The 12,893-nt window shown below is 56.6% G+C and carries 11 protein-coding genes and 1 riboswitch; of the genes, 3 read left to right on the top strand and 8 right to left on the bottom strand.

The window, feature by feature from the left end:
* Positions 1-377 precede the first annotated feature (377 nt).
* Both murI and btuB read right to left on the bottom strand, forming a co-directional pair.
* Positions 378-1,229: a glutamate racemase gene (murI, locus tag CWM58_RS24920; RefSeq protein ID WP_008807849.1), complete on the bottom strand. Its 852-nt coding sequence runs from the start codon at positions 1,227-1,229 to the stop codon at positions 378-380.
* Positions 1,174-3,012, bottom strand: coding sequence for a TonB-dependent vitamin B12 receptor BtuB (btuB, locus tag CWM58_RS24915; protein ID WP_100682029.1), 1,839 nt, complete (start codon positions 3,010-3,012; stop codon positions 1,174-1,176). Before btuB ends, murI begins: the two co-directional genes overlap by 56 nt.
* A gap of 64 nt (positions 3,013-3,076) precedes the next feature.
* A riboswitch (cobalamin riboswitch) is annotated at positions 3,077-3,264 on the bottom strand.
* A 114-nt stretch (positions 3,265-3,378) separates the two neighbouring features.
* On the opposite strand from btuB, the gene trmA reads away from it, so the two are divergent.
* Positions 3,379-4,479: a tRNA (uridine(54)-C5)-methyltransferase TrmA gene (gene trmA / locus CWM58_RS24910; protein WP_016162059.1), complete on the top strand. Its 1,101-nt coding sequence runs from the start codon at positions 3,379-3,381 to the stop codon at positions 4,477-4,479.
* 49 nt (positions 4,480-4,528) lie between these two features.
* Here the strand turns inward: trmA and CWM58_RS24905 are convergent, their stop codons facing one another.
* Positions 4,529-4,888, bottom strand: a complete 360-nt coding sequence (locus CWM58_RS24905; RefSeq protein WP_061156223.1) for a YijD family membrane protein — start codon at positions 4,886-4,888, stop codon at positions 4,529-4,531.
* A gap of 15 nt (positions 4,889-4,903) precedes the next feature.
* The gene (gene fabR / locus CWM58_RS24900) at positions 4,904-5,539 is read right to left on the bottom strand and encodes an HTH-type transcriptional repressor FabR (protein ID WP_004151856.1); all 636 of its coding nucleotides are present in this window, start codon (positions 5,537-5,539) and stop codon (positions 4,904-4,906) included.
* A gap of 196 nt (positions 5,540-5,735) precedes the next feature.
* Between fabR and sthA the strand changes: the two genes are divergently transcribed.
* Positions 5,736-7,136 (top strand): Si-specific NAD(P)(+) transhydrogenase, encoded by a 1,401-nt coding sequence (sthA, locus tag CWM58_RS24895; RefSeq protein ID WP_032731557.1) that lies wholly within the window; start codon positions 5,736-5,738, stop codon positions 7,134-7,136.
* Here the strand turns inward: sthA and oxyR are convergent.
* The 4 genes from oxyR to argC form a co-directional block, all read right to left on the bottom strand.
* Positions 7,119-8,036, bottom strand: a complete 918-nt coding sequence (oxyR, locus tag CWM58_RS24890) for a DNA-binding transcriptional regulator OxyR (RefSeq protein WP_008807853.1) — start codon at positions 8,034-8,036, stop codon at positions 7,119-7,121. The two genes, sthA and oxyR, sit on opposite strands and share 18 nt — an antisense overlap.
* 258 nt (positions 8,037-8,294) lie before the next feature.
* Complete coding sequence (argH, locus tag CWM58_RS24880; RefSeq protein ID WP_023340882.1) at positions 8,295-9,668, bottom strand: argininosuccinate lyase; 1,374 nt, start codon at positions 9,666-9,668, stop codon at positions 8,295-8,297.
* A 98-nt stretch (positions 9,669-9,766) separates the two neighbouring features.
* Positions 9,767-10,543 (bottom strand): acetylglutamate kinase, encoded by a 777-nt coding sequence (gene argB, locus CWM58_RS24870; RefSeq protein WP_100682028.1) that lies wholly within the window; start codon positions 10,541-10,543, stop codon positions 9,767-9,769.
* A 6-nt stretch (positions 10,544-10,549) separates the two neighbouring features.
* On the bottom strand, positions 10,550-11,554 hold the full coding sequence (argC, locus tag CWM58_RS24865; protein ID WP_022064625.1) for an N-acetyl-gamma-glutamyl-phosphate reductase: 1,005 nt from the start codon (positions 11,552-11,554) through the stop codon (positions 10,550-10,552).
* 113 nt (positions 11,555-11,667) lie between these two features.
* On the opposite strand from argC, the gene argE reads away from it, so the two are divergent.
* Positions 11,668-12,819 (top strand): acetylornithine deacetylase, encoded by a 1,152-nt coding sequence (gene argE, locus CWM58_RS24860; RefSeq protein WP_100632132.1) that lies wholly within the window; start codon positions 11,668-11,670, stop codon positions 12,817-12,819.
* Positions 12,820-12,893: the final 74 nt, after the last annotated feature.

Genomic DNA, 12,893 nt, shown 5'->3' with positions numbered 1-12,893 from the left:
TAAACTTCGTAATGAATTACGTATGTTCACTCAGAGACTTGGTATTCATTTATTGTCCGAAGACATTAAGAATCCATGTCACTTTGAGTGCCCACACAGATTGTCTGATAAATTGTTAAAGAGCAGTTGCAACGCGGCTTTCAGCTCACCGTTGCGAGGTCCCGTATAATACGTTTTCCTCATGCAGAGTCAAGCGCTTATTTTGCTTTTCTCTGTCGGTTTTCAGCGTTGAACTTCACCGCCGAAACCCTGCTGACCCGGCGGCTTGCTTGCCGTTGTTCCGTGTCAGTGGAGGCGCATTATAGGGAGTTCTGAGACGTTGACAAGCCCTGTTTTCAAAAAATTATTCAACCGTCTCTTTTTTGTGCAAAACACCCTTAAAGCGGTAATTTTTCCAGCGTTGGGAAACCATAGCGATGCAGAACGGGTAAAAGTTGTTCCGTTTCTGCCGTCAGCGCCATGCAGAATGCCTTATTCTCGTCACTGGACTTCGCATCCGGTGCTTCATGCTCCAACAGCCAGGCGGTGCGGCGGGCAATCGCCGCGCCAGAATCGATCAGTCGCGTACCTTCCGGCAGAACGCGCTGCAGCTCCTCCTGTAAAAGAGGAAAGTGGGTACAGCCCAGCACCACCGTATCCGGCGGCTCCTGCATCCGCAGCCACGGGCGCAGGATACGGCGCAGCTCTTCTAACGGCACAGGCTCGCCGTGCAGTTTCGCTTCCGCCAGTTCCACCAGCTCCGCCGACCCCAGCATTTCAATCCGACATTCATTGGCAAAGCGGTCGATCAGCTCACGGGTATAAGGACGCTTAACGGTACCGCGGGTCGCCAGCAGGCCAACAATACCGTTCGCCGTTAAGCGGGCGGCGGGCTTAATCGCCGGCACCACGCCAACGACAGGGAAGGCGAACTTTTCACGCAGGGCGGGTAGCGAGACGGTACTGGCGGTGTTGCAGGCGATCACCGCCAGCGCCAGTGGATAGCGTTGCTGAACGGCAGTCACGATTTCAACAACGCGCTCAACGATAAACTCCTCGCTCTTCTCACCGTACGGGAAAGCGACGTTATCGAAAGCATAGATGTAATGCAGATTCGGCAGAAGCTGCCGAATCTCATTATAAACCGACAACCCACCGACGCCGGAATCAAACACCAGCACGGTGGGACGTGGATCAGAAGGTGTAGCTGCCAGACAAGGTGTATTCCCGTCCTGCAGATTGGTAGCCATAAACTGTCTCGTAATCTTTATCGAACAGATTGGCTATTTTACCACGAACTGTCAGGTGTGAGGTGACGGGATACGATAAACCGACATCCCAGAGACTCAACCCACCCATATTGACGGTACGCGAGTTGTCGTAGTCATAATCGTAACGCTTGCCGATGTAGTGATACGTCACATCCCATCCCAGATCGTAGACCTGACCGTTCAGCTCGTATTTCACCTGCTGCTTCGCCCGGCGATAGAGGATCTTGTTGGTTTCATCATCGCGAGGGTCAACATACTGCAGCGTCAGATGGTGCTCCACCGGCCCGGTGGTGACATTCCCCGTCCACTCCAGCCCCTTGATCGTCGCAGACTTGACGTTGTAATAGGCGTTGTTGTCGTAATCGATGAGGTTCTGAATCTCATAGCGATACGCGGAGAGGCGCCAGTCGAGCGGCCCCGTTAACCCTTCGAGGCCCACTTCCCATTGCTTCGACTCCTCGGGTTTCAGGTTCGGGTTAGAGGCGATGCCAAAGCGTTCTGCGCCATACTGCTGCCCGAGGGAGGGGGCGAGGAATCCTGTGCCGTACGAAAGCGTTGTCCGATAACCGTCGATAAACTCCCAGCCTGCCGCCGTCTGCCAGGTTCCGTGCCAGCCAAACTGCTCGTCATGATCCTCACGGCCGGAAGCTTCCAGCGTCACGCTATCAATCTGCTGCTGGCCCGTCAGATAGAGACCGGTGGTATCACGCTTATATACGTCGGTACTGGTCGTTCCGCTGGATTTCAGCTTCTCTTGTTTCCAGTCCACGCCGCCGCTCACTGCCCCATGGCCCACCACAACATTATTTCCCCACTGGATATAGCGCTGTTCCATATCATCCAGGGTGGTGCCCGCGGCATAGCGGCCAGCGTCGCTGCTGTAGTTGTAATCTTTGATGCGCTGATAGTTAGCAATCAGCTGAGAGGAGTAAATCCCGGAGTGGTAGTGCAGACCGGTATCCCAGGACTGGGTATAAGACTGGTCTTCATCGTTTCCGCCTGCATAGCCCCAGTTGCCCTGGTCATAATCAGCGTTGGCGGAATAACCATAGCCGCGGAAAAAACCTGAGAAGTTGTCATCGAACTGATGCTGTACCCCGCCCCACAGCATTTTATTGCGGTAGCCGTCGCGATCGCTGTCGCCACTATAAGAGGAGTTTGGCTGAACGTTAAACCCTTTGGTGGTCTGATAGGCGCCGGCAGCGGTAACCAGCGTATCGCCAAACCGCTTGTTAAAGGCGCCATCGTAGGACTGATAGCCGTTCGTCCCCGCGCCGGCGTTAATTTGCGAACGCTCAGCGTCGGTCATGGTGATAATGTTCACCACCCCGCCGATCGCTCCGGAGCCGTAGACTGCGGAGCGCGGCCCACGGATGTATTCCACCCGCTGGACCAGTGAGATAGGGATCTGACTGATATCCACGCCATTGGAGATCCCCGGACGCGCCATCGGTACACCGTCGATCAGCACCAGCACGTGGCGAGCCTCCGTCCCCCGAACATACAGCGAAGCGCTCTGCCCCATGCCGCCGTTGCGGGCAATATCGACCCCGGGAAGACGACGCATGACATCGTTTAAATCTTTGGACTGCCAGCGGTCGATATCATCGCGCGTCACTATATCAGTCGGCGCCAGCACGGTATTGACCGGCTGTTGAAAACGGTTTGCTGTCACCACCAACGTATCTGAATTGCTATCCTGCGCCCAGCCGGAAAATGCCGTGACGGATAAAGCCGTCATCAGCGAAGCTTTTTTAATCATTGTAAAAGCATCCGAAACAGAAAAAGGATGCCGCAGGTTTTATCAGTTGCTCGCGACGATAAAACCCAGTGCGACGTATTCCGGCAGGTCTTCGGGCTTGGAGGCTGTTTCAAGAAATAATGACTTCCCACGGCTAACCGCAGTGTCTGCACCGAGTGCGCTCATTTCTCACCTTCCTTACCGCTGCGCGTCAGCCCCAGATTTCCACTGGGTTCCCTTTTAACTCACAGGACCGGTAGGCGAATGCTACAATTAGAATCATATAGATGTCCAGACTGCTAATTATATTTCCCGCCACATTCGAGGCTGGACATCCCCGGCGCTTTCCCTACAATCCCCGCGTACTTATTTTATTCAGGATGCATCATGACCCCCGAACACCTTCCTACCGAACAATACGAAGCGCAGCTGGCAGAAAAAGTCGTCCGTTTGCAAACCATGATGGCGCCTTTTGCCGCGCCGGTTCCGGAAGTGTTTCGTTCGCCGGTCAGCCACTACCGTATGCGTGCCGAGTTCCGTCTGTGGCACGATGGCGACGATCTGTACCATATTATTTTCGATCAGCAGACCCGGTCGCGGATTCGCGTTGACAGCTTTCCGGCAGCCAGCGCGCTTATCAATCAGCTGATGACCGCCATGCTGGAGGGCGTGCGCAACAATCCCGTGCTGCGCCATAAGCTATTCCAGATTGACTATCTGACCACCCTCAGCAACCAGGCGGTCGTCTCGCTGCTGTATCATAAAAAGCTGGATGACGCCTGGCGTGAGCAAGCGGAGGCGCTGCGTGACGCCCTGCGAGCCCAGGGACTCAATGTGCATCTGATTGGACGGGCGACCAAAACCAAAATCGAGCTCGATCAGGACTATATAGATGAACGCCTGCCGGTTGGCGGGCGAGAGATGATCTACCGTCAGGTGGAAAACAGCTTTACCCAGCCGAACGCGGCCATGAACATTCAGATGCTGGAGTGGGCGCTGGATGTCACCAAAGAGGCGACCGGTGACCTGCTGGAATTGTACTGCGGCAACGGTAACTTCTCGCTGGCGCTGGCGCGTAATTTTGATCGCGTGCTGGCCACCGAAATCGCCAAACCGTCGGTGGCTGCGGCGCAGTACAACATCGCCGCTAACCATATCGACAACGTGCAGATTATCCGCATGGCGGCGGAAGAGTTTACTCAGGCGATGAATGGCGTGCGGGAGTTCAACCGGCTGCAGGGTATCGATCTGCAGAGCTATCAGTGCGAGACCATTTTCGTCGATCCGCCGCGCAGCGGACTGGACAGCGAAACGGAAAAAATGGTGCAGGCCTATCCGCGCATTCTGTACATTTCGTGCAACCCGGAAACGCTGTGCCGCAATCTGGAGACGTTAAGCCAGACGCACAACGTCACCCGACTGGCGCTGTTCGATCAGTTCCCGTACACCCATCACATGGAGTGCGGCGTCCTGCTGACCCGGAAATAGGCCAAAAAAACCGGCAACGTCATATTGCCGGTTTTTTACCGTTGGCGGCTTACTCGGCTGCCGTATCTTTGCGGTTACGCATCTTGTAACCGATCCAGAAGACCATCGCGACGGACAGGACGGCCGGGAAGAAGTTAGAGCCGATATCCGGATACTCCGCACGCACGACGGTGCTGTACAACAGCACCCCGAGAATAAAAAAGGCGGCGGCCAGGCCCGGAAGCCCAACGGGCATACTGCGATTCTGATAGCGCTGATGCAGACAGTAGACCGTCAGCAGCAGGGATAAAACCGGGAAGACGGAAAACGGAACTATCGAACTGAACAGCGCCGCAAAGGCGCCATTAATGGATAACCCGGCAATCAGTGCCAGCAGCAGCGTACCTTTATCTTGAACTGAGTGTTTCATTGCTCGTCCTTCACGTTATTCGGAATGATGTGACATTTTTTCTTGTTCACGGCGATACCAGTAATACGCGCCTTTCGAGATCATTCTGAGCTGCAGCACCAACCGTTCTTCCAGCTGCCGGCGCTGTTCAGGGCCGACATCCAGCGCTTCCGCGCCAGCGCTAAAGACGATGGTGACCATAGCTTCAGCCTGCGCTTCGGTGAAGGCGCGCGGCATATGGTTTTCGAGTTCTAAATAGTCGGCGAGTTCCGCGATAAAGTGCTGGATCTCGCGCGCGACGGCGGCGCGAAACGCCGCAGAGGTTCCCGAGCGCTCTCGCAACAGCAAGCGGAAGGCGTTCGGGTTGTTACCGATAAACTCCATAAAGGTGGAGACCGAGGTACGGATCACGCTGCCGCCTTTAGCAATTCTCTGGCGCGCCTGGCGCATCAGTTGGCGCAGCATCAGTCCGCTCTCATCGACCATCGTCAGGCCTAACTCATCGACATCGCGAAAATGACGATAAAAGGACGTCGGCGCGATCCCAGCCTCCCGCGCCACTTCGCGCAAGCTCAGGCTGGCGAAACTCCGCTCAGCGCTAAGTTGGCTGAATGCTGCTTCCACCAGCGAACGGCGGGTTTTTTCTTTTTGTTGTGCTCTTACGCCCATCACGATGTATGAATCCTTCCAATAGCCCTGCTCGCACTATACCAGAGATTAAAACTAATCGGTTTGCACTGGATTGTGAATGATTGTTTACGAGCCGTTTCTGCTTTTATGCCGCAAAAAAGCACAACGATAATTGGGTTAAAGCGCAGCGAATGTTATCATCGTGTTTATTTTATGTATAAAACAGGTGAGTAATGCCATGTCACACTCTTGGGATTATGATGCAATAGTGATTGGTTCCGGTCCTGGCGGCGAAGGCGCCGCCATGGGGCTGGTGAAACAGGGAGTACGCGTTGCCGTCATTGAGCGCTACCATAATGTCGGCGGCGGTTGCACCCACTGGGGCACCATCCCGTCGAAAGCCCTCCGCCATGCCGTCAGCCGTATTATCGAGTTTAACCAAAACCCCCTCTACAGCGACCACTCCCGCCTTCTTCGCTCTTCTTTCGCCGACATCCTCAACCATGCCGACAGCGTCATCAACCAGCAGACTCATATGCGCCAGGGATTCTATGAGCGCAACCACTGTGAAATTCTGCAGGGCAACGCGCACTTCGTTGATGAACATACTCTGGCGCTGGAATGCCATGACGGCACGGTCGAGACGGTGACCGCGGAGAAATTCGTTATCGCCTGCGGGTCACGTCCCTACCATCCGGCCGATGTCGATTTCCACCACCCGCGCATCTATGACAGCGATTCAATTCTCAGCCTGCAGCATGAGCCGCGCCACGTGATCATTTACGGCGCCGGGGTGATCGGTTGCGAATATGCGTCGATCTTCCGCGGCATGGAGGTGAAGGTCGATCTGATCAACACCCGCGATCGTCTGCTGGCCTTCCTCGATCAGGAGATGTCAGACTCGCTCTCTTATCACTTCTGGAACAGCGGCGTGGTCATTCGCCACAACGAGGAGTATGAGAAAATTGAGGGTGTGGATGACGGCGTGATCATGCACCTGAAGTCCGGCAAAAAGCTGAAGGCCGATTGCCTGCTGTACGCCAACGGGCGCACCGGCAATACCGACACCCTGGCGCTGGAAAACATCGGTCTGCAGACTGACAGCCGCGGCCAGCTGAAGGTCAACAGCATGTACCAGACCGCCCTCCCGCACGTCTATGCGGTTGGCGATGTCATCGGCTATCCAAGCCTGGCTTCTGCCGCTTACGATCAAGGGCGCATTGCCGCCCAGGCGCTGGTGAAAGGCGAAGCTTCAGCGCATCTGATTGAAGATATCCCCACCGGGATCTACACCATTCCGGAAATCAGCTCCGTCGGGAAAACCGAGCAGCAGCTGACGGCAATGAAAGTGCCGTATGAGGTGGGTCGCGCCCAGTTTAAACACCTGGCACGGGCGCAAATCGTTGGCATGAGCGTGGGAACCCTGAAGATCCTGTTCCATCGGGAGACCAAGGAGATCCTCGGCATTCACTGCTTTGGCGAACGCGCAGCCGAAATCATTCACATCGGCCAGGCGATCATGGAGCAGAAAGGTGGTGGTAACACCATTGAGTACTTCGTCAACACCACCTTTAACTACCCGACCATGGCGGAAGCGTATCGGGTCGCCGCGCTGAACGGCTTAAACCGCCTGTTTTAACGCCTTGTCGAAATGGCCATCCATCGTACCGCGGATGGCCTCCGCCAGATGTTCATAGCGGCTGCGCAGCGGTGAGCCCGGACGGTAAACCAGGCCGATGGTTCGTCTTGGCTCTGGCTTAATGCATGGCAGATAGACCACGCCATCGCGTTTTCTTTCCTGCGGTACCGCCAGCGCAGGCAGCAAGGTAATGCCGCTGCCTGCCGCCACCATATTGCGTAGCGTTTCCAGACTGGTCGCCCGGAAGTGGGTATCTTCATCCGCTCCCGCTTCAAAGCAAAAGCCCATCGCCTGATCGCGCAGACAGTGGCCATCCTCCAGCATCAGCAGCTTTTCACCAGCCAGATCCGACATCGGCACGCGGTCGCGGTTCGCCCACGGGTGATCCTCATAGATAGCCAGCATCATCGGCTCATCAAACAGCGGCACCTCGATAAAGGCCTCGCTCTCTTTGACCAGCGCCAGAATGGCGCAGTCGAGCTTGCCGCTGTCGAGCTGGGCCAGCAGCTGATGGGTCTGCGCTTCGTGCAGGTACATTTCCAGTTTCGGAAAGGTTTGGTGCAGCATCGGAATGATTTGCGGCAGCAGATACGGGCCAATTGTCGGGATCAAGCCGATGTGCAGCGGCCCGGACATGGTTTCCCCTTGTTGGCTTGCCATCTCCTTGAGCACTTTTACTTCGCGTAACACGGTACGCGCCTGATCCACCAGCAACAGCCCCGCCTGGGTAAACAGAACCTTACGGCTGGTGCGCTCCAGCAGCATGACGCCAAGTTCATCCTCGAGCTTGCGGATCTGTCCGCTGAGCGTCGGTTGGCTCACGTGGCATGAGTCAGCCGCCCGCCGGAAGTGGCGGTGTTCGGCGAGCGCTACCAGGTATTCAAGATCGCGAATATTCATTATTCATCCTCCATCGCCACGATAGTCCATGGCGATAGATAGCATAGCAACGAACGATTATCCCTATCAAGCTTTCTGTTCAATAATACGCCCATAGAGACGGTAAACCTGTGAAAATCATTGGCCCGTCACACTGTTTCTCTACCCGAACAACTAAAGCCAACGTGAACTTTTGCGGACCTTGTGTCCGCTTTTTTTTGCATAAAAAACCCGGCGTCGTCAGGCTCGGCCGGGTTCAGAAAGGTGGATGCCAGTGAATTAGCTCAGGCGCGCTTTCGCGTCGCTGATAGCCTGCGCCACCTGCTGCGGCGAAACGCCGCCTTTCGCTGCGCGTTTATCGAGGCAGGACTGCAGAGACAGAATCGGATAAACATCGTCTGCGATGACCGGACTGAATTTCTGCAGATCGGCCAGGGGCAGCGCTTCCAGCGGTTTCCCTTGCGCAATGGCTTCCACTACCGCCTCACCAACAATATGGTGCGCTTCACGGAACGGAACGCCTTTCGCCACCAGATAATCTGCCAGCTCTGTAGCGTTGGCATAGCCCTGCTGCGCCGCTTCCGCACAGCGCGGGCGTTTCACCTGGATGCCATCCAGCACCAGGGTCGCCATATGCAGGCAGTCGAGCCAGGTATCCAGGGCGTCGAAAAGCCCCTCTTTATCTTCCTGCATGTCTTTGTTGTAGGCCAGAGGCAGACCTTTCAGCGTCATCATCATGCCGGTCAACGCGCCCTGCACGCGGCCGCATTTACCACGAATTAATTCCAGCGCGTCCGGGTTTTTCTTCTGCGGCATCAGGGAGGAGCCGGAGGTCACGCGATCAGAAAGCTCGACGAAGTTCGCCTCGCCGGAGTTAAAGAAAATCAGATCTTCAGCAAAGCGCGACAGATGCACCATGCCGATAGACGCATCGGAAAGCAGCTCCAGAACATGGTCGCGATCGGAAACGCTGTCGAGGCTGTTGCGGGTGGCAGAGGCAAAGCCCAGCCAGCCGGCCAGCTGCTCACGGTCGATTTCATACGCCGTCCCCGCCAGCGCGCCGCAGCCCAACGGGCTGACGTCAAGGCGCTTCAGCGCGTCCTGCAGGCGGCTTTCGTCACGCGCCAGCATTTCAACGTAGGCCAGACACCAGTGTGCGAACGTCACTGGCTGCGCGCGCTGCAGGTGAGTGTACCCCGGCATCACCGCGTCCTGGTTATGCTGGGCGGTCTCCACCAGCGCGCTCTGCAGCTGGCGATTCGCCGACAGCAGTTCGACAACGGTATCTTTGCACCACAGTTTAAGATCGGTGGCGACCTGGTCGTTACGGCTGCGCCCGGTGTGCAGTTTCTTGCCCAGCTGGCCCACTTTATCGATCAGCTTGCCTTCCACCCAGCTGTGAATATCTTCGGCATCGCTGGCGAGGATTTGCTGCGGATTGGCGCGCACCTCTTCCAGCAGCACATTCAGCGCCTCTTCCAGCTGCTGCTGTTCAGCGGCACTCAGAACGCCGACCGTTACCAGCGCTTTCGACCAGGCGACAGAGCCAACGATATCCTGCTCCGCCAGACGATAGTCGAAGCGCAACGAGTCGTTGAACTGTTTGAACCGTTGATCTGCTGCCTGTGTAAAACGCCCGCCCCAAAGTGCCATAACATGCTTCCTTTATTCGTTAGTTCTGCCGGCGGCATTGTGCCGCCCGGCCTACAGTCTGTAAGCCCGGCAGACGACGCGCCGCCGGGCATGAAATCTTAAGCCAGAATACGTGTGCCGATCGGCGTGCCGTTAAATAACGCTGGCAGCTGCTCGGCGTGACGCCAGGAGGCGATATCCACCGGACGGCCCAGGGCACGTGCGGCGTCAAGGGCTGCATTCACTTTGACAATCATGCCGTCAGTGATAATGCCCTGCTCGATCAGCTGCTCCGCTTTCTCGGCGGTCATCTCGGCAATGCGCTGTCCTTTACCGTCGAGGATACCGCTGACATCAGACAGCAGGATCAGATCCGCCCCCAGGGTGGCCGCCAGCGCCGTCGCCGCCTGGTCAGCATTGACGTTCATCAGCTGGCCTTCATCGGTCACCCCGATAGAGCTCACCACTGGCAGGTAACCGCCCGCCAACAGGGTGTTGATCAGCGCCGGGGAGCCCGGCTGCGCCAGCCCGACATGGCCCAGCTCGGCATCCAGCTGCGTGACCTTCACGCTATCGCCATCGCCGAGGAACAGGCCGACAGAGGCCAGACCGTGCTTTTTCGCCCATGCCAGCAGCGTCTTGTTGGCCGTTCCCGCCAGCGCGCCAGTAATAATGTCAATCTGATCGGCAGGCGTAACCCGCAGGCCATTTTTCTTTTTCACCGGCAGATTAAGCTGTTTCATCAGCTCATCCACCACGCAGCCGCCGCCGTGGACAATAATCAGCGGACGCTGGTGCGCTTCACGGTAGTTAACCAGCGCGGTAAACAGGCGCTCCAGCGCTTCTTCGCTATCGAGTAATACGCCGCCGAGTTTGATAATTAATGGGTTCATCATCACACCTTAAATAAGAGACTGCGTCTCAGCGAAGCCGAAACGAATATTCGCGCACTGCACTGCCTGCGCTGCGGCGCCTTTCAGCAGGTTATCTTCTGCTGCGACGACGATGAGATGGTCGTCCTGCACGGCAAAACCGATATCACAGAATGGCAGACCCTCGACGCTTTTCAATGCGGGTACGCCTTTATCATATAAACGTACCAGCGGTTTATCGGCGTAAGCCTGCTGGTAAACCGCTGCGATCTGCGCGTGGCCGACGCCCGGCTTCAGGCGGCAGGTAATGGTTTCAAGGATGCCGCGCTTAAAATTACCCAGGTGCGGGGTAAAAATCACCTTTGCCCCGAGGTGGCTGGCAATCTCCGGCTGATGGCGATGGTTAAATATGCCGTATGGCTGCAGGCTCACTTCACAGAAGCTATTGCCGATCGCGGCTTTACGACCCGCGCCGCTCACCCCGCTGGTGGCGTTGATCACCGGCCACTGGTTCAGATCCAGCAGATTGGCCTCAATCAGCGGCTTCAGCGACAGCTGCGCCGCCGTCGGATAGCAGCCAGGCACCGCGATTAACTGCGCTTCTTTAAGCGCATCCGCGCTCCACTCCGCCAGACCATACACCGCCTGTTTGAGCAGGTCAGGATGTTGATGAGTGAAACCGTAATATTTTTCGTAGAACGCCCCATCGTTAACGCGGAAGGCACCGGAAAGATCGAACACCACGCAGCCGGCGGCAAGAAACTGCGGCGCCAGGTCGTGACTCACTTCGTGCGCGGTGGCGAGAAACACCACGTCCACGCCAGCGCTGAATTCGCTGATATCGGACATCGGCTGCAGCGGCATATCGACAATGCCTTTGAGCTGCGGATGCAGGTCGGAAATTAATTTTCCCGCATCATTGCTTTGCGCGGAGACCGTCAAAGCGGTTATGTTCATATGCGGATGACGATTGATATAGGTCACCAGCTCTGCGCCGGCATAACCACTGGCACCCACAATCAGCGTATTTAACATTGGAAGCGCATCTCCTTACATTCGATGGGTTTTCTTACGCTCAACGATATTGTATTTTTATTCACAATAAATGCATGAATATTGATACTATCACGACCCAAGGTGTGTCAACAATGAAAAACAATTTACCGCCCTTTATCGAGATTTACCGCGCGTTGATCGCCACACCGTCCATCAGCGCGACCGAAGAGGCTCTCGATCAAAGCAATGAGTCTTTAATCAATTTGCTGGCAGGCTGGTTCCGCGATCTCGGCTTCAATGTTGAGGTACAGCCGGTGCCGGATACGCGCCATAAATTCAACCTGCTGGCCAGCACCGGACACGGCGCCGGCGGCCTGCTGCTCGCCGGGCATACCGATACCGTGCCATTCGATGATGGCCGCTGGACGCGGGATCCGTTCACCCTCACCGAACACGATAACAAGCTCTACGGCCTCGGCACGGCTGACATGAAAGGCTTCTTCGCCTTTATTCTCGACGCCCTGCGCGATGTCGACGTCACCACGCTGAAAAAACCGCTGTATATTCTGGCCACCGCCGACGAAGAGACCAGCATGGCTGGCGCGCGCTATTTTGCCGAAACCACCCAGCTGCGCCCGGACTGCGCCATTATCGGCGAGCCCACCTCCCTGCAGCCGATCCGCGCCCACAAAGGACATATGTCCAACGCGATCCGTATTCAGGGCCAGTCCGGCCACTCCAGCGATCCGGCGCGCGGAGTCAACGCGATTGAGCTGATGCACGACGCCATCGGCCGCATTATGCAGCTGCGCGATCTGCTAAAAGAGCGCTACCACTTCGAGGCGTTCACAGTCCCTTACCCGACCCTTAACCTGGGCGCTATCCATGGCGGCGATGCCTCAAACCGTATCTGCGCCTGCTGCGAACTGCATATGGATATCCGCCCGCTGCCGGGGATGACCCTCAACGATCTTAATGGTCTGTTGGACGAAGCGCTGGCGCCCGTCAGTGAGCGCTGGCCGGGCCGCCTGACGGTCTCAGAGCTGCACCCGCCGATCCCCGGCTACGAATGCCCGCCGGACCATAAGCTGGTACAGGTGGTTGAGAAACTGCTCGGCGCGCAGACCGACGTGGTGAACTACTGCACCGAAGCGCCGTTTATCCAGACGCTGTGTCCGACGCTGGTTCTCGGCCCGGGTTCCATCAATCAGGCCCATCAGCCTGACGAGTATCTGGAGACGCGCTTTATCAAACCGACCCGGGAGCTGATTAGCCAGGTGGTTCATCACTTCTGCTGGCACTAAAATCGCCCTCTTTTTCCGCCCCGTTCTCCCGGGGCGGAACGGTGACGATCGTCACATTTCCATAAGCGATGCTT

The sequence above is a fragment of the Klebsiella sp. H-Nf2 genome (genome assembly GCF_002806645.1).
Taxonomy (GTDB): domain Bacteria; phylum Pseudomonadota; class Gammaproteobacteria; order Enterobacterales; family Enterobacteriaceae; genus Klebsiella; species Klebsiella variicola.
Note: the sequence above shows the minus strand (reverse complement) of the source record. Positions and strands in the feature narration are given on the sequence as shown.

Excerpts from the sequence above, each read along its gene's own strand:
- murI (WP_008807849.1), bottom strand. The coding sequence starts at position 1,229 with ATGGCTACCAATCTGCAGGACGGGAATACACCTTGTCTGGCAGCTACA.
- btuB (WP_100682029.1), bottom strand. The coding sequence starts at position 3,012 with ATGATTAAAAAAGCTTCGCTGATGACGGCTTTATCCGTCACGGCATTT.
- trmA (WP_016162059.1), top strand. The coding sequence starts at position 3,379 with ATGACCCCCGAACACCTTCCTACCGAACAATACGAAGCGCAGCTGGCA.
- CWM58_RS24905 (WP_061156223.1), bottom strand. The coding sequence starts at position 4,888 with ATGAAACACTCAGTTCAAGATAAAGGTACGCTGCTGCTGGCACTGATT.
- sthA (WP_032731557.1), top strand. The coding sequence starts at position 5,736 with ATGTCACACTCTTGGGATTATGATGCAATAGTGATTGGTTCCGGTCCT.
- oxyR (WP_008807853.1), bottom strand. The coding sequence starts at position 8,036 with ATGAATATTCGCGATCTTGAATACCTGGTAGCGCTCGCCGAACACCGC.
- argH (WP_023340882.1), bottom strand. The coding sequence starts at position 9,668 with ATGGCACTTTGGGGCGGGCGTTTTACACAGGCAGCAGATCAACGGTTC.
- argB (WP_100682028.1), bottom strand. The coding sequence starts at position 10,543 with ATGATGAACCCATTAATTATCAAACTCGGCGGCGTATTACTCGATAGC.
- argC (WP_022064625.1), bottom strand. The coding sequence starts at position 11,554 with ATGTTAAATACGCTGATTGTGGGTGCCAGTGGTTATGCCGGCGCAGAG.
- argE (WP_100632132.1), top strand. The coding sequence starts at position 11,668 with ATGAAAAACAATTTACCGCCCTTTATCGAGATTTACCGCGCGTTGATC.